Annotated in this window: 16 protein-coding genes; 5 read left to right on the forward strand and 11 right to left on the reverse strand. The window is 71.0% G+C overall.

Features of this window, described 5'->3' with window-relative positions; all coding sequences use genetic code 11:
* Positions 1–43: 43 nt before the first annotated feature.
* Positions 44–2,182: a 4Fe-4S binding protein gene (locus ACLD7X_RS00485; RefSeq protein ID WP_411421475.1), complete on the forward strand. Its 2,139-nt coding sequence runs from the start codon at positions 44–46 to the stop codon at positions 2,180–2,182.
* 7 nt (positions 2,183–2,189) lie between these two features.
* Here ACLD7X_RS00485 and ACLD7X_RS00490 read toward each other — a convergent pair whose 3' ends face one another.
* The 5 genes from ACLD7X_RS00490 to ACLD7X_RS00510 all read right to left on the reverse strand — a co-directional run bounded on the left by ACLD7X_RS00490 (position 2,190) and on the right by ACLD7X_RS00510 (position 7,884).
* Positions 2,190–2,492 carry a hypothetical protein gene (locus ACLD7X_RS00490; protein ID WP_411421476.1) on the reverse strand — a complete coding sequence of 101 codons (303 nt, stop codon included), beginning with the start codon at positions 2,490–2,492 and terminating at the stop codon, positions 2,190–2,192.
* A 29-nt stretch (positions 2,493–2,521) separates the two neighbouring features.
* Positions 2,522–2,899 (reverse strand): gamma-glutamylcyclotransferase family protein, encoded by a 378-nt coding sequence (locus tag ACLD7X_RS00495; protein ID WP_412007009.1) that lies wholly within the window; start codon positions 2,897–2,899, stop codon positions 2,522–2,524.
* A 169-nt stretch (positions 2,900–3,068) separates the two neighbouring features.
* Positions 3,069–5,045: a sensor domain-containing diguanylate cyclase gene (locus ACLD7X_RS00500; RefSeq protein WP_411421478.1), complete on the reverse strand. Its 1,977-nt coding sequence runs from the start codon at positions 5,043–5,045 to the stop codon at positions 3,069–3,071.
* 38 nt (positions 5,046–5,083) lie between these two features.
* The gene (locus tag ACLD7X_RS00505) at positions 5,084–7,660 is read right to left on the reverse strand and encodes a ligase-associated DNA damage response DEXH box helicase (protein ID WP_411421479.1); all 2,577 of its coding nucleotides are present in this window, start codon (positions 7,658–7,660) and stop codon (positions 5,084–5,086) included.
* Between the two features lie 14 nt (positions 7,661–7,674).
* The gene (locus tag ACLD7X_RS00510) at positions 7,675–7,884 is read right to left on the reverse strand and encodes a DUF350 domain-containing protein (protein ID WP_411421480.1); all 210 of its coding nucleotides are present in this window, start codon (positions 7,882–7,884) and stop codon (positions 7,675–7,677) included.
* 93 nt (positions 7,885–7,977) lie between these two features.
* Here ACLD7X_RS00510 and ACLD7X_RS00515 point away from each other — a divergent pair, with 93 nt between their 5' ends.
* The 4 genes from ACLD7X_RS00515 to ACLD7X_RS00530 all read left to right on the forward strand — a co-directional run bounded on the left by ACLD7X_RS00515 (position 7,978) and on the right by ACLD7X_RS00530 (position 11,513).
* Entirely contained in the window at positions 7,978–9,063 is a 1,086-nt protein-coding gene (locus tag ACLD7X_RS00515; RefSeq protein ID WP_411421481.1) for a hypothetical protein, read from the forward strand.
* Between the two features lie 16 nt (positions 9,064–9,079).
* Positions 9,080–9,310 (forward strand): hypothetical protein, encoded by a 231-nt coding sequence (locus ACLD7X_RS00520; protein ID WP_411421482.1) that lies wholly within the window; start codon positions 9,080–9,082, stop codon positions 9,308–9,310.
* Positions 9,307–10,848, forward strand: coding sequence for a polyamine aminopropyltransferase (locus ACLD7X_RS00525; protein ID WP_411421483.1), 1,542 nt, complete (start codon positions 9,307–9,309; stop codon positions 10,846–10,848). The genes ACLD7X_RS00520 and ACLD7X_RS00525 overlap by 4 nt, the downstream gene beginning before the upstream one ends.
* A gap of 77 nt (positions 10,849–10,925) precedes the next feature.
* The gene (locus tag ACLD7X_RS00530) at positions 10,926–11,513 is read left to right on the forward strand and encodes a DUF4178 domain-containing protein (RefSeq protein WP_411421484.1); all 588 of its coding nucleotides are present in this window, start codon (positions 10,926–10,928) and stop codon (positions 11,511–11,513) included.
* Between the two features lie 19 nt (positions 11,514–11,532).
* On the opposite strand, the gene ACLD7X_RS00535 is transcribed toward ACLD7X_RS00530, so the two are convergent.
* The 6 genes from ACLD7X_RS00535 to ACLD7X_RS00560 form a co-directional block, all read right to left on the reverse strand.
* Positions 11,533–12,612, reverse strand: coding sequence for a mechanosensitive ion channel family protein (locus ACLD7X_RS00535; protein WP_411421485.1), 1,080 nt, complete (start codon positions 12,610–12,612; stop codon positions 11,533–11,535).
* A gap of 67 nt (positions 12,613–12,679) precedes the next feature.
* The gene (locus tag ACLD7X_RS00540; RefSeq protein WP_411421486.1) at positions 12,680–14,371 is read right to left on the reverse strand and encodes an ATP-dependent DNA ligase; all 1,692 of its coding nucleotides are present in this window, start codon (positions 14,369–14,371) and stop codon (positions 12,680–12,682) included.
* Complete coding sequence (locus ACLD7X_RS00545; RefSeq protein ID WP_411421487.1) at positions 14,350–14,937, reverse strand: DUF4334 domain-containing protein; 588 nt, start codon at positions 14,935–14,937, stop codon at positions 14,350–14,352. Before ACLD7X_RS00545 ends, ACLD7X_RS00540 begins: the two co-directional genes overlap by 22 nt.
* Entirely contained in the window at positions 14,937–15,827 is an 891-nt protein-coding gene (locus tag ACLD7X_RS00550; protein WP_411421488.1) for a DUF547 domain-containing protein, read from the reverse strand. Before ACLD7X_RS00550 ends, ACLD7X_RS00545 begins: the two co-directional genes overlap by 1 nt.
* Positions 15,824–17,158, reverse strand: a complete 1,335-nt coding sequence (locus ACLD7X_RS00555) for a glycosyltransferase family 87 protein (RefSeq protein WP_411421489.1) — start codon at positions 17,156–17,158, stop codon at positions 15,824–15,826. Before ACLD7X_RS00555 ends, ACLD7X_RS00550 begins: the two co-directional genes overlap by 4 nt.
* 4 nt (positions 17,159–17,162) lie before the next feature.
* Positions 17,163–17,773, reverse strand: a 611-nt coding sequence (locus ACLD7X_RS00560) for a glycosyltransferase (protein WP_411421490.1), incomplete at its 5' end; no start/stop codon positions are given.

Genomic DNA, 17,773 nt, shown 5'->3' on the forward strand with positions numbered 1-17,773 from the left:
GGGCTGCAGCCTTCAGAATCGGCTGTGCTGTGGCGGGTGTGCCGTGCCCCCTGATTCCCAGGCCTGCCTGCTGAAGCTGGCCCCCCATCTGGTGGCGCGTTCCCGTCGGGGCATTGTCGGCACCAGCCGCTATGCCCAGCGGCTGCGCGACCAGATCCGGGCCGCTGCCGCCGACCCCGAGGCCCGGCCCGTGCTGATCAGCGGCGAGCCCGGCCTGGAAAAGGACAACATCGCCGCCCTGATTCACTTCGGTTCTCCGGCCCGGCGGCAGCTGATGGTGCGCGTCGATGGCGCCACCCTGCGTGCGGATGGGGGGACCCTTTTCGGCAGCGCCAGCTCGGATGGGGAGGGTTCGCTGCTCGACTGTCTGCAGGAGGGGGCCCTGCTGATCGACAAGCTCGATCAGGTGTCGGCTGTGCTGCAGCAGCAGCTGCTGGAGCTGGCCAGCACGGGCCGCTGGCGCTCCCCGGGGGCAGATGGCTCGTGGCGCCAGTTCCATGGCCGCGTCTTCTTCACTGCGGAGTGCTCCCTGCCGCGTTTTGATGCGGCCTGCCGGCTGATTCGGGTGCCGCCGCTGCGGGTGCGGCGCCAGGACCTGGGTGATTGGCTGCGCTATCTGGTCCGCCAGCGCGCGCGCAAGCTGGGCTGGAGCCCTTTCCCCGACGTCAGCGACACGGTGGTGAAGCGGTTGCAGAGCTACGACTTCCCCAACAACCTGCGCGAGCTCGATGAGCTGGTGTACCGCGCCCTGCAGCAGGTGCGGCGCCAGGGAACCGAGCGGACGATGCGGGCCGCCGGTGGGCCCCGGCTGCTTCCTGACGATGTCTTCTGGACGCCGTCGCGGGGGCTGCGGCTCCGGTTCGACCTGTGGCGCTGGAAGCCCCGCCTGCGGGAGCTGATGCGTTCGCCCCGCCTCTGGAACGGTCTGCTGTTCGGTGTGGTGAGCTGGCTCTTCGTGCTGGTGAACCTGTGGTTGTGGCTCGGCCCCCAGGACCGGGGCCAAAGCGGTGCCCTCAACCTGTTCTGGGCCTGGTGGTGGCCGCTGATCCTGCTGGGCTACCCGCTGGTGGGGCGGCTCTGGTGTTCCTTCTGCCCCTTCATGGTCTGGGGTGAGATCGTCCAACGGCTGGCCGGTCGGCTGGGCTGGCAACCCCGCCCCTGGCCGCGGGGGGACACCGATCGCTGGGCAGCCCCCGCGCTGGCGGCAGGGTTTGCGGCCATTCTTTTCTGGGAGGAGCTCTGGAACCTCGAGGACACGGCCTGGTTGAGCAGCTGCCTGCTGCTGCTGATCACCGCTGGGGCCGTCGTCGGCTCCCTCGTTTACGAGAAGCGGTTCTGGTGCCGCTACCTCTGCCCGGTGGGAGGCATGAACGGGCTGTTCGCCAAGCTTTCCGTGCTGGAACTCCGGGCCCAGGTCGGCACCTGCAGCGGCAGTTGCAGCACCTATGCCTGCTTCAAGGGTGGCCCCGCCGACGGCGAAGGGCTGGCCACGGCCGGCTGTCCCCTGGGGACCCACCCGGCCCACCTCAGCGACAACCGCAACTGCGTGCTCTGTCTCACCTGCGCCCAGGCCTGTCCCCATCGCTCGGTGCAGCTGCGGCTGCGGCCTCCGGCCGCGGATCTCCAGCGGGACATGGACCCGCCCGCCGGGGAGCTGGGCCTCATCCTGGTGCTGGCCGGCGGTGTCTGCCTGCACCACTGGCAGCGGCTGCTGGGGTGGTGGTCCCTGGCACCGGATGCGCTCCAGAGCGGGCCGCTGCTGCCGCGATGCGCGTTCGGGGCGCTGGCGCTGGCGCTGCCTTCATTGCTCTTTCTGCTGGGCGGCCTGCTGCTGCCGGCACCGCGGCAGCGGCTGCTGACCTATGCCCTGCTCCCCCTCCTCTGGGCGGTGCTGCTGGCGCGCCATCTGCCGGTGGGCATGGCCGAAGCCGGCCGGCTGTTGCCCGTCAGTGCCGCCGGCCTGCCGCCAGCGTGGCCGGCCGCGCCGCTGCTGCCCCTGGCCCAGTGGAGTGCCGATCCCCACGTGGTGGGCTTCTGCCAGACGGGGGCCATGCTGGTGGGCGCCTTCGGTTCCGCTGTGCTGCTGCTGCGGCTGCTCCAGCCAGGGCTCCGCGGGCGGCTGCTCGGCGGGGGGCTGGTGCTCACGCTCGCAGTCGCCGGGCGCTGGCTGGTGGTGGGCTAGGCCCCCTTCACGATCGCCGGCACAGCCGCAGGATGTCCGCGGTGGTGTAGAGGCTGCGCCCTGAGCCTGGATCGGACTCGGCCAGCCGGTGGATCTTGGTGAGTCCGTTGCGCCGGCCGAGCTCGTCGGCGAGCGTCGCCCGCTCCGGGCCGCGGCTGCGGGCCCACTGCAGACACTGTTCCCGGTTTCCCTCCGCAGCGTGGGCCGCGCGAGGCCGGAAGGGCTGGACCACAGACGCCGGGATACCCCCCGCCAGGCCCACCATCAGAGCGCTGGCCAGGGCCAGGGCCCCGAGCAGAGCGACGCCCATGCCAGCTGCTGCCGCGTTTGGTGGCTGGCTCATCGCTGCGCCGCTGCTCCGCGCCAGCGGCCATCGGCCAGGCGCGGTGAGAAGCGCACCTGGTGGGCCTGGCCCAGGTACACCCAGGCGCGCTGGTGGTTGCTGAGTTCCAGCCAGTGGCGCTGGTACAGCCGCGGCACCCCTTCGAACCGATCGAGCTGGGCCAGGGTCGCCGGCTCCACCCTGAACAGTTCGCCGTGCACCTGCGCCTCGGGCTCCTCGGGTGGTGCCGGAACGGCCATCGGAAAGGGGCCCAGATCGTGGAGCCAGGCCCCCGACAGGCTGGCCTCCCCCTGGAACGCCGCCCCCCCGAGCCTGTGGTGGGCACGCATGCCCCGCTTGAGCGTGCCGTAGACGAACACCGCAGTCCCGCTCACCGACAGCTCCCCCCCGTACGGCAGCCTCCCGTGCCGCCGCCTCCCGGGCCGCGGCCATAATCCTGCTGACTCCTGGCCTCGACCATGACCCTTGCCCTGTTGGTGGCCCTGGCGGCTTCCCTGGCTCTGATGGCGTTCATAGTGAAGAAACTGGAAAAGGCCTGACGGTTCAGAGCGGGGCCTGCTGCCGCATCTCCGCCAGCTGAACGTGAATTCCCGTCCGCCGTTTGGCGGCATACATGGCCCGGTCGGCGGCACCGATCAGTCCATCGGTGTCGAGACCATGGTCCGGGAAGCGGGCGATCCCCACGCAGGCCGACAACCGGATGCGCGGATCCAGACCCTCCACGGGCTCGCGGGTGGTGGCCACGAGCTTGCTCGCCAGGGTCACCAGTTCATCCGGTGTGCCGGCGTCGGGGACCACCACCACGAACTCATCTCCCCCCTGCCGGCAGAGCAGGTCGCTTTCCCGCAGCACGTTCTGGAGACGCTCGCCCATCACCTGCAGCACGCGGTCACCGGTGGCGTGGCCGTAGCGGTCATTGACCAGCTTGAAGCCGTCGAGATCCAGGTAGAGCAGCCCGACGGAGCGTCCGTGGCGCTTGGCCAGGGCCAGATCGCGTTCCAGCTGCTGCATCATCAACGCCCGGTTGGCCAGGCCCGTGAGGGAGTCGTGCAGGGCCTGGAAGCGGACGGTCTCCTCGGCACGGTGCCGTTCGGTGATGTCCTGCAGGAACCCCACGTAGTAGCGGGGGGAGAGGTCCTCATCCCGCACCGTGGAGATGGCCAGGTGCAGGCGCCGCAGTTCCTCGCTGCGGATCCGGTTCCAGAGATCGCCCTGCCAGTAACCCCGTTGCAGCAGGGTTTCGCCGATGTCCCGGTAGAAGGCCTCGCTGTGCTCCCCGGACAGGAGCTGACGGGGGTGCTGGGCCTGGATCTCCGAGAGCCTGTAGCCGGTGAGCTGGGTGAAGGTGTTGTTGGCCATCAGGATCCGGCCCTGGTGGTCCGTCACCACGATGCCCTGGTCGCTGGCATCGAACACCGTGCTGGCCAGGGCCCGCTCCTGCGAGGCGGCCTCACTGAGAGCCAGCGCCTTCCGGGTGGTGAGCTGATTGCGGGCCAGCAGGTGAGCCCCCATGGCGGCCAGCAGGGTGGTGCCCAGGCCGGAGCTCAGCACCAGCCAGAAGGATGGGGTGATCCCCAGCCGGCTCCACTGACCCGGAAGGAGCGTCAGCTGGATTGTCCAGCTCCTCCCGGCCAGCTGAAGGTTCTGCCGGCTCCCCCTCGCTGAGGCGCGTGCGGGATCGCCGCTCTCGGCCGTGCTGAACAGCAGGCTGTTCGGCTGTCCCGGTGTGGTGTCGTGCACCTGGATCACGGCACCGGGCAGGGCCGGATCGGCGATGCCGCTGAGGGCGCTGGTGATCAGCTCGTCCATCCGGAGCGGCGAGAAGGCCCATCCCTCGGGCCCCTCCAGCTCCGCGGGGCTGGAAGGGGGACTGCTGCTGTGGGAGAAGACCGGCAGGACCAGCACCGCGCCGCTCTGGGCGCCCGGAGCCCGCTCCGCCAGCAGCTCCACGGGCCCGGTCAGGGTGGCCTGGCCGGTCCGGGCCGAGCGTTCCAGGGCCTCCCGGGAGTCGGGGTCGGCATAGAGGTCGAGCCCCACGGTGCGCCGGTTGCGCAGGTTGAAGGGCTCGAGGAAATCCACCACGGCATGCAGAGGACCCTGGGCCGTGGGATGCACGCTGAAGGATGGGTCACCCTGCCCCTGCACCTCTGCCACGAAGCCGGGAAGGTCCTGCGGCAGCAGACGCCGTGCAAAGCCGATTCCCTGAACACCGGCGAGCTCTCCGCTGTGGGCGGCCTGGCTGGCGATGGAACCGTAGAAGCTCCTGAATTCCTGGCGATCGACCGCGCTGGAGGCGTCGAACAGCCCTACCACGGCAGAGAGCAGGGCGATGTTGACATCAAGCTTCGAGCGCACGGCCTTGGTCATCTGGGTGAGCAGGCCCTGCTCGATCCGGATGTGTTCGGTCACGCCGAACCTGCGGGTGAGTTCCGCCACCCCCGTGGTGAGCACAAGCCCGGTCGCCAGCACGGCAGCGGAAAGGCGCTTGATCTGCCAGAGATGGGGTCCCGTTGCCAGCATGGCGATGGGCTGGCCTCTCCCTGCGATGGAGTCCAGTCCTAGCAGTGCTCCACCCGCTCGGCTTCCTCGCGCAGCCGCGTCAGTCGCTCCAGCAACGATTCATTGCTCATCCGGTTGTTGAGTCGCTCGGCAAGAAGGGGAAAGGCGAAGGGGCCCGGCCGGGCGGTGCGCACCAGCAGGAGGCGGCAGCTGAGCAGCCGCTCCAGGGCGGTGGCGATCCTCGGCAGTTCCAGCTGATCCGCCATCACCTCGGCCCGGGCCTGGGCCAGCAGCTGGTTGGCCGGTTCATGCCGCTGGAACACGTCGAAGAGCAGGGCGGCGCTGATCTGCAGCTGAGCGCCTTGCTTCGCCTGGCCGGGGTACCCGTTCAGCACCAGGCCGCTGATCTGGGCGATGGAGCGGAAGCGCCGCCGGGTCAGTTCGGAGAGGTTGATGGCCTGCTCCAGGTCGGCCTCCAGGTGGCCCGTCTCCAGCAGGTCATCCCCATGGCACGCGAACAGCTCATCGAAGGGGTAGTTCTGCGGGGCCAGCAGCTCAAATCCGTAGTCGTTCACCGACACGGTGATCGTCGAGGGGTGGTGCCTCGCCAGCCGCCAGGCCCAGAGGAAGCCGATCCCCTCGTGCACGAAGCGCCCCTCGAAGGGATAGGCGAACAGGTGGCTTCCTTCCCGGCTGCGGCAGACCTCCACCAGAAACTGGTCGCTGCGGGGCAGGTGGGAGAGGTCGGCCTGCCGGCGCAGCAGCGGTTCAAGCGCCTGCAGTTCCGCCGTGTCGAGGCGGCCGGTCCCGGCGCCGGAGCCGTCAAGGGCCCGGGCGCAGCGGTCCACCTCGTCGCGCAGGTGCCGGCTGAGCAGATCCGAGATGGCCATCTGGCCGCCGGCCCAGGCCGGCACGGCGCTGCTGCGGCGGCGGGTGGCCTTCACGTGGGCGACCATCTCCCGCAGGCGCACGAACTCCAGCTGGCGGCCGGCGAAGAAGAACACATCCCCTGGCCGCAGCCTGCCGATGAAGGCCTCCTCCACATGACCGAGCACGGCCCCCCGCACGAACCGCACCGTCACGGCCCGGTCGGAGGTGATCGTGCCGATGTTGAGGCGATGCAGGCGGGCGATGGGCGCCTGCCTGACCCGCAGCCGTGTCGCGTCGCCCTCGCCGTCGCGCTCCAGCTTGCGAAAGCGCGGGTAGGCCCCCAGGCAGTCGCCGCCATGTTCCAGAAACCGCAGGCACCAGTCCCAGCTCGCCTGATCGAGCTGCTGGTAGCTCCAGGCGCTGCGCACGGTGGCCAGCTCCTGGTCCGGATGGAATCCCGGTCCGCAGGCCAGGGTGGTGAGGTGCTGGAGCAGCACGTCGATGGGGGCCTGCGGCGGCCGGCGCGTTTCCATCACCCCCTCGGCCAGGCCGCGGCGCATGGCGCTCACCTCGAGCAGTTCGAGGGCGTTGGTGGGCAGGAACAGCACCTGGGAGGTGCCGCCTGGAGCGTGGGCGCTGCGGCCGGCCCGCTGCAGCAGCCGCGCCAGGTTCTTGGCGCTGCCGATCTGCACCACCCGCTCCACCGGCTGGAAATCGACGCCCAGATCAAGGGAACTGGTGCACACGACCCAGCGCAGCAGGCCCGATTTCACGCCGGCCTCGATCGTCTCGCGGCTTTCCCGGTCGATGGCGCTGTGGTGGAGGGCCATGGCGTCCTCCATCTCCGGGCAGGCGTAGCGGAGGCACTGGTGCCACCGCTCGGCCTGGTTGCGGGTGTTGGTGAACAGCAGGGTGGAGATGGCGGGATCCAGGGCCGCCACCAGCTCCTCGTACATGCGGAGCCCCAGGTGTCCGGCCCAGGGGAAGCCATCGATCTGGTCGGGCAGCAGGCTGCGGATGGCGGTGGGCCGTTTCAGCCGGGCACGGATCAGCACCGGCGAGGTGGTCTCCGTCATGGTGGTCTCCACGGTGGTGGTCTCTGCCGTGGTGGTGGGCCCTGCGGCGGCTTCGACGCCTGGCGGAGCTCCCACGGCGCACCGCGCCGCCTCCTCGAGGTTGCCGAGGGTGGCGCTCACCGCCCAGGTGCGCAGGCCTGGTCGCAGGCGCCGCAGCCAGCTGAGGCAGAGCTCGCACTGGCTTCCCCGCTTGCTGCCCAGCAGTTCGTGCCACTCGTCGAGCACCACCGCCTCCAGCGCGCCGAACAGTTCGGCCGCCCGGGGATTGGCCAGCAGCAGGCTGAGCGACTCCGGGGTGGTGATCAGGATGTGGGGTGGGGTGCGCAGCTGGCGGGTGCGTTCAGCGCTCGGGGTGTCGCCGTTGCGGATGGCGACGCGCAGGGGCCAGCCCATGGCCGTGATCGGGGCCTGGATCGCCTGGGCCAGGTCGCGGCTCAGGGCGCGCAGCGGGGTGAGGTAGAGGAGCCGCAGGCCGGGGCTGGGCCCCTGGGATCCCTCGGCCAGCAGGGCGGCGATCGGTCCCATGACCGCGGCATAGGTCTTGCCGGATCCCGTGGGCACCTGAATCAGGCCGCTGCGGCCCTCCAGATAGGCCCGCCAGCACTGGCGCTGGAAGGGAAGGGGCGTCCAGCCCTGCTGCTGGAACCAGGTTTCGATCGGACCCAGCTGGGTCCGGATGGATGGAGGCACCCCGGGGCTGCGTCTCAGGTGGCCAGCACGGTGACGACCACGGCGGCCACGGCCAGGATCACCGCGGCCAGCACCAGGCCGGCGGCCACGTTGCCCTTGCGGATCTCAGCCCGGTAGTCGATCGGTGCCAGGCGGTCGAACAGCACGGTGCTGCCATAGACGAGCAGCACGCCCACCACGGTCCAGCCCACGGTGTAGAGCAACTGGCGGAACGGAACGGGCATCGGAATCGGGCGGGTGGCGGCAGCGGCCCTGGGGCCGGAGGACCCATCACCCCGTAGGGTACCGAGACGCGAGATCCTGGCCTGGAGAGCGCGATGCCGCCGCCATCCCAGCCAAGCGTCGCCGGTGCTTCAGCCGTGGTGCGCTGGCCCCTGCTGGCCGCCCTGCTGCCGCTGCTGCCCCTGCTGGTGCTGCTGTTGTCGCTGTTGGTGTCCCTCTTGGGTCCTCGCCAGCAGCAGCTGCTGATCCTCGATGGCGACGAGCCTGTCGAAACCCAGCCGTTCCGGCTCGAGGACGGCTGGCTGGGCAGCCCGCTCCTCGAGCTGCGCGCCGAGATCCCTCCCAACAGCAGCCTGCTGCTCGACGTGGATCTGCTCGACGCGGCCGGCCAGCCCGTGCTCCAGCTCTCCAAGGAGGGCTGGCGCGAGGTCGGCACCTGGCAGGAGGACGGGGAGAGCGGCACCTACGACGAAGGGGACGGTGCCGTGGAGCTGGCCCTGCGGCCGCGCGGCAGCGGCACCTACCGGTTGCGGCTGGTGCGCCAGGAGCTGCTCGGCGCCAGCGGCGACGTGCTGGACGGGCCCCTGCGGGTGCGTCTGCGGATGGAGAACCACAGCGTCGACCGCACCCTGCTGCTGGTCACCGCCCTGGTGGCGGCCGTGCTGGTGCGGATGCTGTGGATGGCGGTGTACGGCGACTGCCGCCTGCGCCGGCGCCTCCGGCGGGATGAGGGGACGGTGGCGGAGCGGCTGCTGCTGGGTGGTCCCGGCCTGCTGCGGCTGGGGGTGCGCGCCCGCTACGAGGAGCCCGACGACCCGCCGCTCCGGCGCGACGCCCCACCGGCGGAGGTGCCGATGGAGCTCAGCCTCAGCGACAGCCTCGGGCGCACCCTGCTGCACGAACGCCAGTCCCTGCGGCTGCACCATCACGAGGGCTCCGACGATGCGTGGTGGACGGTGGTCTCCCGCTCCCACCTGCGCCTGGCCGAGCCCTGCAGCGTGCGGGTGCGGGTCAGCCTGCCGGAAGCACTGGCGGGCGGTGGACTCGAACTCGAGTGGCTGGAGCTGCTCGTGGAGGATGGCGTGGTGACCCCCTGGTCGGTGGAGGCCCGGTCCCTGCCCCCACCGCAGCCTGCTCCCCTGCCAGCGTGGGTGCCCCCTCCGGCGGCACCCTCCGCCTGAGACCGCCGCAACCTGGATGGAACGTCAGCTGATCCTCGGCCTGGTGGTGATGGCGGTGCTGCTGGGGACCGGCCTGGCGATCACCCGGCCCTTCCTCTACCGGCTGGGGCAGGAGGGTACCCCCACGGCCTCCCGTTCCAGCGGCGTCAGCCACCGCGGTGCCTACGTCGGCGGCCGCTGGCGGAGCCGCACGCCCAGCCGCGACTGGGACGGTTTCCAGGGCCGGGGGCCGGGTGGGGCGAAGTGAGGCCGCTGCCACCGCTCCGTCCGCTGCAGGTGAGGCTGCTGCTGGCCAGCGCCGCCCTCTCCTCCACCGTGGGCCTGGTGCTCGAACTGCTGCTCGTCACTCAGGCCAGCTACCTGGCCGGGGATGCGGCCCTGGCCACCGGCGTGGTGGTGGGAACCTTCCTGGCGGCGATGGGTCTGGGGGCCTGGCTGAGCCAGTTCGTGGCCAACGGTCTGCGGCCGCGCCGACCGCTGCTGCGCTGTTTCGTGCTGGTGGAGCTGTGCCTCAGCCCGCTCTGCCTGCTGGGACCGCTGGCCCTGTTCGCCCTGTTCGCCGCCGACGGCCCCCTCTGGCTGGCCGTGGTGGTGCTGACCCTGCTGGTGGGGGTGCTGGGCGGCATGGAGCTGCCGATCCTGACGCGATTGCTGGAGGGCCAGGAGCAGCTGCGCACCGCCCTGGCGCGGGTGCTGGCCCTGGATTACCTCGGGGCGCTGGTGGGCTCCCTGGCCTTTCCGTTGCTGCTGCTTCCGGCGCTGGGGCTGCTGCCCACGGCGGCCCTGCTGGCCCTGGTGCCGCTCCTCTGCGGCTGGGCGCTGTGCTGGGGCTTCCCCGAACTCCGTCGCTGGCGCTGGCCGGTGAGCGCCGGGCTGCCCCTGGTGGGGGCCCTCGCCCTCGTGGTGGCCCCCCTGGGCGACCGCATCGAAGACCGGCTCTACGAGGATCCGGTGGTCGGTCGGCTGCAGACCCGCCACCAGCGGATCGTGCTGACCCGTCGCCGCGACGACCTGCGCCTCTTCCTGGACGGCAATCTGCAGTTCTCGAGCCTGGATGAATACCGCTACCACGAGGCTCTGGTGCACCCCGCCATGGCCCTTCACGGCCGGGCGGCACGGGTGCTGCTGCTCGGCGCCGGGGACGGGCTGGCCCTGCGGGAGATCCTGCGCTGGCCGGGCGTGCGTCGGGTGGACCTGGTGGAGCTGGATCCGGCGGTGGTGCGGCTGGCGCGGCAGCACCCCTTCCTGCGCCGGCTGAACCGCGACAGCCTGGAGGACGGCCGCGTGCGGGTTCACCTTGGGGATGCCTTCGCCCTGGTGGACGCCCTCCCAGGCCAGTACGACGTGGTGATCGCCGATTTCCCCGATCCGGCCACCCCGCCCCTGGCCCGCCTCTACAGCGTCGGTTTCTACGGCCGCCTGCTGCGCAGGCTGGCCCCGCAGGGACTGGTGGTGACCCAGGCCTCCACACCCTTCTTCACGCCGAAGGTGCTGGCTTCGATCCAGGCCACCTTCGCGGCGCTGGATCTGGAGACCCACCCCTACAGCGTCGATGTGCCCAGCTTCGGCCCGTGGGGATTCGTACTCGCCCGTCGTCCCGGACCGGCGCAGCCCCCGGCCGTGCTCCCCTTCGAGGGGCGCTGGATCGACAACGTCCAGCTCGCCAGGCTGTTCGAGCTGCCGCGGGATCTGCGCCCGGGGCCCGGTGAGCCGGTGCGCGCCAACCGGCTGACCCGGCCGGTGCTGGTGGATTACCAGCGCCAGAGCCGCTGGCGGGCCGACTGAGCCCTGGCCAGTCGCCCAGCCGCCGGCGGTCCGACGCGGCACCGATAGCCTGCGGTCTCGCCGCTGCCGGGGTCCCGATGGCCGTTCTGGTGCTGCTGGTGCTCCTGGCCGTCGGCGTGGTGCTGCTGGTCGTGCAGCGCTCCCGCCGGCTGCGCCCCCCCCGCTCCGGGACGCTGGCGCTGCGGGAGCGCACCCTGTTCGACCTTCAGCTGGGCGACATCGTGCAGGCCGACGGCCGGGACTGGGTGGTGGAAGATCGCCTGCTCTACGACGACGAGGGCTTCCAGTGGCTCGAGTACCTGCTGCGTGATGGGGAGGTCGCCCGTTGGCTGGTGGTGTGCGAGGACGACTGGCTGGAGGTGAGCTGGCTGGAGTCGGTGCCGTTCCGGCCGCCCCTGCCCCTGCCGCGGCAGCTGAGCTGGCAGGGGCGCGCCTACACCCTGCAGGAACAGGGCAGGGCCAGCGTGACCGCCACCCTGCGCAGGATGAACCGCCGTCCGGGCAGCTGCCGCTACGCCGACTACACCGCCGAGGACGGGGATGTGCTCTGCGTGGAGCTCTGGGGCAGCGGGGAGGATCAGGAGGCCGAGGTGACCGCCGGCAAGCGCATCGACCCCGCCAGCCTGGGGCTGCTGCCGGGGGACGGGCGCTCCGTGTACCGCTGAACGGCGGCGTGTCTGTGGCTCAGGCCAGCGCGGGCCGGACCAGTTCGCCCCGGGTCTCGCCTGGTTGCTCGAGGAAGAGGGTCTGGGTGGGGTAGGCGAAGTCGATGGCGTGGCGCTGGAAGACTTCCATGATTCCGATGTTGATCTTCTGCTGAAGGTCCAGGTACAGCACGATGTCGGCGTTGGGAACGAAATAGACGAATTCGAATTCCAGGCAGCTCCCTGCGAAGCGGGTGAAATGGCAGCGGTCGAATTCAGCAGGGTGATGCTCCTGAATCACGCTTTCAATCAGAGCGGGGATGGACTTCAGCGTCGCTACCGGGGTCTGGTAGACCAGCCCAAGGGTTGTGGAGATCCGCCGCTTGGGAAGATCTCCATAGTTCTGGATGGTCTTGCCGAGGAGATCCTCGTTGCTGATCACAATCCGCTCACCGCTCAGACTGCGAAGGACGGTGGAACGGATCCCCACACCCTCAACCGTTCCATGGAAACCATCGAAACAGATGAAGTCGCCGATCCTGAAGGGTTCATCCAGCAGGATCGTGAGGTAGTTGAGAAAGTTTGAAATCGGACCCTTCAGGGCCAGGCCAATCCCGATGCCCGCGCCGGCCAGGGAGGCATAGATGGCACCCATCTGCACGCCCTGGTTCTGGAGAAACACCAGCAGCCCGAGGATCCAGACCAGCGAGCGGATCATCGGATCGAGCCCCCGCAGCAGGTCCAGCTGGTTCTCGTGGCCGAGCCGCACCAGCGCCCGGTCGAGCAACAGCAGCAGCACCCGGTTGATCAGACGCACGATCAGCACGATCGCCGTCAACTGAACCGCCCCTTCAATCAGCCGATTCGTCCAGTCTCCGGATCTGAACACATCGAAATCCTCCGCCAGGGACGTCCATCCCCACCACAGCGCGCCCAGATAGCCGATCGGGCCTGCCGTGCGCAGCACCGCGCTCACCAGGCGGTCATCGGTCTGGGTGCCCGTGCGGCTGGTCAGGCCTCCGAGCCAGCGGCGCAGGGCCCTGAGTGTCACGAACACCAGACCACAACCGAGGATCACTTTCCCCAGAGCCACGACAACGAGGAGGCCGGATTCAGACATCGTCAACTGCTAAAAGTGGCGTACCTTAACGACTTTTTTGCAGCCGCGGGTCGTGGCTCTCAGGTGGTCAGTCGGATGGCACGTGGGTGTGCCTGTCGGCGTCACGCAGCAGCTCCAGGGCGCTGGCGAGGCAGTCGGCTTCGGCGGCCGGCTTGTCCCGGCGCCAGCGGCTGATGCGCGGGAAGCGCACGGCGATGCCGCTTCGGTGCCGTTTCGAGGGCTGCAGGCCTTCGAAGGCCAGCTCGAACACCTGCAGGGGCTCCACCGCCCGCACCGGCCCGAAACGCTCGGACGTGTGGCTGCGGATCCAGCGATCCAGGGCCGCGATCTCCTGGTCGTCCAGTCCGGAGTAGGCCTTGGCGAAGCTGACCAGCCGCCGTTCCCCGCCGGCGGGGGGGGCATCCCAGAGGCCGAAGGTGTAGTCGGTGAAGAGGTTGGCGCGGCGGCCGCTGCCGGCCTGGGCGTAGAGCAGCACCGCATCGAGGCGGTAGGGATCCCGCTTGTGCTTCCACCAGTCGCCGCGGCGGCGACCCACCCGGTAGGGGGAGGCGGCCGCCTTGAGCATCACGCCCTCGGCGCCGGCACTCTCGGCCTGGCGGCGCAGCTGCTCCAGCTCCTCCCAGTGCGCCAGGGGCAGCTGGGGGGAGAGCCGCAGGAGCCCGGCTTCAGGAGCCTCGGCCGCCGCCGCGAGGCTGCGGTGCAGGGCCTCCAGGGCGGCGCGGCGCCGGTGCAGGGGCTCGGCCCGCAGGTCGCGGCCCTCCCCTTCCAGCAGGTCGTAGGCGATGAAGGTCGCCGGGCAGGCGGTCAGCAGGCTGCGGCCGGGGGCGCGGCGGCCCAGGCGGCGCTGCAGGCTGGCGAAGGGGGCGGGCCGGGCGGCCTCCGCCGGCCAGACGACCACCTCGCCGTCCAGCACGGTGCCGGCGGGCAGCGTGTCGGCCAGGGCGATCAGCTCCGGGAAGGCGGGGTTGATCAGCTCCTCGCCGCGGCTCCAGAGAAAACTGCCGGCGGCGCGGCGGATCAGCTGGCCGCGGATGCCGTCCCATTTCCACTCGATCAGCCAGTCGTCCGCGGCACCCGGCAGGGGCGGCTGGGTGGGATCGTCCGGCGGCACCAGCGGCGAGGCCAGGAAGAAGGGATAGGGGCGGCTGCCGGGCCCCTCGCCCTCCACCGCTGGGGCCAGCAGGGCCTGCCACGCCTCGGCGCTGGGCCGGAAGTCCCCCATCAGCCGGTGGGCGAGCTGGGTCTGCTCCAGCCCGCTGAGGCGCGCCAGGGCCCGCAGCACCAGCCCCTGGGCCACGCCGATCCGGAAGCCACCGCTGAGCAGTTTGTTGACCACCAGCAGTTCAGCGCTGTCCAGGCCCCGCCAGAGGGCCCTGACGGCTTCGGCCTGCTCCGCTCCCTCCAGGGCGGCCAGGGCCGGCAGGCGCCGTTCCATCCAGTCCTGGAGGGGGGCGGTGGGCTCCTCCCCAGCCTGGGGCTGGTGCTGACGCCACAGCAGGGCGATGGTCTCGGCGGAGTCGCCGACCTGGGCGTAGCAATCCTCGAACAGCCACTCCGGCAGCCCGGAGGCCTCCAGGCAGATCTGACGCAGGCGGCGGCCGGTGATCAGCCTGCGGCGCTGCTTGCCCAGCAGGCAGTGCAGGGCCCAGGCCGCATCCGCGGCAGGGGCCGCGCCGAACCAGGCCTCCAGCACCGCCACCCTGGCGCTGGTGCCGCTGGTGTGATCAAGGACCTCGATCAGTGCGGCGAAGTCGCGCATGGCGTTCGGTGCGGCGCGTCGGCCCGCCGCAGCAGGAAGAAGAAGGGCTGGGCCATGCCCTTGCCATCCATCAGGCCGAGCAGGGTGTCGTCATCGATCCGGCGGAAGACATCCAGGATCGGCAGCTGGTCGTAGACCATCGTGGCGCTGGTCCGGTCGCGGTGGCGGATCATCCGCAGCCGGGAGCGGGAGTGGCTGGTGCTCAGCAGCGGGGTGCAGAGCTGGAACAGCCGGCCGGCCAGTCCGCTCCTGGGCATCGGCACCCGGGTGGCCAGGGCCAGCAGCGGGCCGATCCTGCCGGGGTCGAGGGCGACCTCCCCGCCGCCCGGTCCCGTGAACACTAGGGGGTGGCCATCCTCCGGACTGTCGAAGCGCTTGCCGCGCCAGTGGAAGGCCTCCAGCAGACCATCCAGCGGATGGCCGGTGGGGAAGCCCTGGCCCTCCCAGCTGCCGAGCATGGCTTCGACCTCGACGACCGGCAGGGCATCGAAGAGCTCCAGGGCGGCGGCGGTGGTGGTGCCTCCGGCCGCCAGGGCCTGCTGCACCTGTTCCCGGGGGCTTCCCATCAGGATCCGTCAGGTTGGCTGTTCAGGGACCAGTCGTACTCCAGGACGCTCAGGCGGTAGTCGCCCCGGCGCAGCAGGTCGCGATCCGCGGCGCTGACGTAGCCGCTGATGAAGTTCAGCACCGCCCGGCGGTCCCGATGCCGCCCGAACCCGTGATCGGTGGCGTAGCGGCGCTTCCAGTCGTCCCCGAACCACTGGAAGATGGCCGAGATCCCCACCGTGCCGGCGGCCCGGTCGATCTGAAGGCCGTGGCGGCTGCGCAGCCAGCGGCGGGACTGGTCTTCGAGCTGGTGCTCCAGGCTGGCCCCCCGGAAGGGCTCCTGGCGCAGGGGGGGACAGCTGATCGCCGCGCAGACCAGGGCCGCATGGATCCGGGGCTCGTCGTAGCGCCGGCGCAGGATGCCGTGCTCGATGTGGTCGAGGGTGACGGCCTCTCCGGCCACCCGGTGCCGGGTCAGGTTCCAGACCCCCCAGATGTCGCGGATGCTCGGCCGGATCGGCTCCTGGCGGATGATCGAGGCCAGGGTGAGGGCGTTGTAGGCGTTGATCAGGAACGCAATCTGTTCGGTCTCGTCCCAGGCGGCGAAGCTCGCGGCGGGCACGGCTCCGAGCTCGGCCAGGTAGGTCTCCAGGTCGCCCGGATCCCGTTGCAGTCTCCGGTAGTCGACCAGCCCGTCGCGATCCACGACGCGCTTCAGAACCCTGGCCAGCGCCTGGTGCTCCAGGGGTGGGGTGGGCGTCGCACGGGCCGGCGGTGCCGCTGGAAGTGCCGCTGGAGGTGTTGCTGACGGTGGCGAACCCGCCAGGCGGTTCGGAGCGAGGCCGCAGCCGCTGAGCAGCAGCAGACCCAGGCCCAGGGCCGGGAGGTGGCGGAGCGTCGGTGGGTTCATGGCCGTTCGGGGGGGGAGGGGGCATCGGGCCGGTCGTCGGGCTGGTCATCGGCCGGCGCGCCGCCGGCCGCGAGGGCCTCCAGCGCGAGGCCGGCGACCAGGGGGCCCCACAGCAGCAGCCGTTCGGCGTCGCTGAGCTGCCAGTCGGGCAGGCGGGACGGAAGGACGAAGTACACGAACCCGGAGAGGCTCACCAGCCGTTCAGCCCAGGCCCGCGTCGGCAGCCCGAAGGGGATCAGCCAGCTGAAGTACCAGACATGGACGATCGGTGAGAGCAGCAGCAGGGCGAGCAGATAGCGGCGGCTGAATCTGCCCAGGTCGGCACGGCGTCCGAGCAGCAGCAGGGTCACCGCCGCCAGGGCGAGCAGAAACACCCCGTTGTGCTGCACCGACCAGCTCCACACCCTGCCCACCAGATGGGGCACCAGTTCGGCGCTGCGCCCATGGCGCACGAAGGACGACCCCATCGGCACGAGGGCACAGCGGCGCCGATCACAGAAGGCCAGGGAGGCCGCGGCCATCGGCAGCAGACCGAGCAGGGCCATGGCGAGGGCCTGGCGCCAGCGCCGGGCCCGGAGCGGCTGCCAGAGCTGGTGGGCGAGCATCGGCAGGGAGATCCATTTGATCGCCACGCTGAGCCCCACCAGCAGGGCGGCGGCCAGCCGCTGCCGCGGACCCAGGGTCCAGGCGGCCGCCAGGGGCAGCAGGAACCAGCTGTCGAAATGCCCCCCTCCGGCAAAGCTCACCAGGATCAGGGGGTTCCAGCCGTAGAGCAGGCTGCGTCGGCGGCCGAAGCGGCGCACCAGCAGGGCACAGACGCCCAGGTCCGCGGCCACGAAGGCCAGCTTGAACACGAGCACGCTCGGCCCCGGCAGAGCCAGCAGCCGGAACAGCAGCTGGGTGAGCGGCGGGTAGATCGCCGTCACATCGGGATGGTTGATCAGGGCCCACCAGGGCGGGCGCCACGCCGCCAGAGCGGCGTCGGCGGGGGGCAGCTCGAACGGGTTGAAGCCGAGCAGCTGGATCTGCCCCTCCCAGAGATACCGCCAGATGTCGTCGCTCGGCTCCATCGGCAGCAGCAGCAGGCGGGCGGCCAGGGCCACCCCCCAGAACGCCCACCGTCCCACCGCCTCCAGCCGCCAGGAGAGGGCGAAGCCCCCGGCCATCACGGCCGCCGCCGGCCAGAACCGCCCCAGCACCAGCGGATCGGTGAGCTGGCCATGGGGGGCCATCAGCAGCGAACCGCCCACCAGCAGCAGGGCACTGCCGATCAGCACCCAGGTCGGCTGGCTGCGCTCGGGATCGCTCGGGATGGACAGCGCCGTGACCATCAGCTCAGTGCCGCTGCGGCCGCTGGAGCAGACGCCGCCCGTACAGCCTTCCGAGGGTGCCCAGGATGCCGAGCCCTGCCCGCAGGCTGCCCCCGATGGTTCCGGAGATCTTCGAGCGGCCGCCGCGGCGGGGATGGTGGGCGACCGCACATTCGCGGATGCGCAGACCCGCCTCGAGGGCCTTCACCTGCATCTCGATGGTCCAGCCGAAGCCCCGATCCCGCATCCCCATCGCCTCGAGGGCCTGACGGCGGACGAGCCGCAGGGGGCCCAGATCGGCATAGCGATGCCCCCAGCCCAGACGGATCAGGGTGGTGGCCAGGTCGTTGCCGAACCGCTGCACGGGGGTCAGCAGGCGTCGGCCGGCGGCAGTGGCCTGGCGGTTGCCGAGGATCAGATCCGCCTCCGGCATCAGTGCTCTCCAGCCACGGATCGCCGCCAGGTCGTCGCTGCCATCGCCGTCGCAGAACAGGATCCAGCGGACCGTGGGGGGCAGGGCGCTCAGGCCACGCCAGCAGGCACGGCCGTAGCCGGCCCGGGGTTCCCGCAGCACCTCGGCGCCGTTGGCTCTGGCCACGGTGGCGCTGGCATCCCGGCTGCCGTTGTCGACCACGC

This window comes from Aphanothece microscopica RSMan92 (genome assembly GCF_046613545.2).
Taxonomy (GTDB): Bacteria; Cyanobacteriota; Cyanobacteriia; order PCC-6307; family Cyanobiaceae; genus NIES-981.

Bases quoted from the DNA above. Each gene is read 5' to 3' on its own strand.
- ACLD7X_RS00500 (WP_411421478.1), bottom strand. From the start codon at position 5,045: ATGCTGGCAACGGGACCCCATCTCTGGCAGATCAAGCGCCTTTCCGCT.
- ACLD7X_RS00555 (WP_411421489.1), bottom strand. From the start codon at position 17,158: ATGGTCACGGCGCTGTCCATCCCGAGCGATCCCGAGCGCAGCCAGCCG.
- ACLD7X_RS00530 (WP_411421484.1), top strand. From the start codon at position 10,926: ATGGCCGTTCTGGTGCTGCTGGTGCTCCTGGCCGTCGGCGTGGTGCTG.
- ACLD7X_RS00535 (WP_411421485.1), bottom strand. From the start codon at position 12,612: ATGTCTGAATCCGGCCTCCTCGTTGTCGTGGCTCTGGGGAAAGTGATC.
- ACLD7X_RS00510 (WP_411421480.1), bottom strand. From the start codon at position 7,884: ATGCCCGTTCCGTTCCGCCAGTTGCTCTACACCGTGGGCTGGACCGTG.
- ACLD7X_RS00550 (WP_411421488.1), bottom strand. From the start codon at position 15,827: ATGAACCCACCGACGCTCCGCCACCTCCCGGCCCTGGGCCTGGGTCTG.
- ACLD7X_RS00545 (WP_411421487.1), bottom strand. From the start codon at position 14,937: ATGGGAAGCCCCCGGGAACAGGTGCAGCAGGCCCTGGCGGCCGGAGGC.
- ACLD7X_RS00490 (WP_411421476.1), bottom strand. From the start codon at position 2,492: ATGGGCGTCGCTCTGCTCGGGGCCCTGGCCCTGGCCAGCGCTCTGATG.
- ACLD7X_RS00515 (WP_411421481.1), top strand. From the start codon at position 7,978: ATGCCGCCGCCATCCCAGCCAAGCGTCGCCGGTGCTTCAGCCGTGGTG.
- ACLD7X_RS00520 (WP_411421482.1), top strand. From the start codon at position 9,080: ATGGAACGTCAGCTGATCCTCGGCCTGGTGGTGATGGCGGTGCTGCTG.
- ACLD7X_RS00540 (WP_411421486.1), bottom strand. From the start codon at position 14,371: ATGCGCGACTTCGCCGCACTGATCGAGGTCCTTGATCACACCAGCGGC.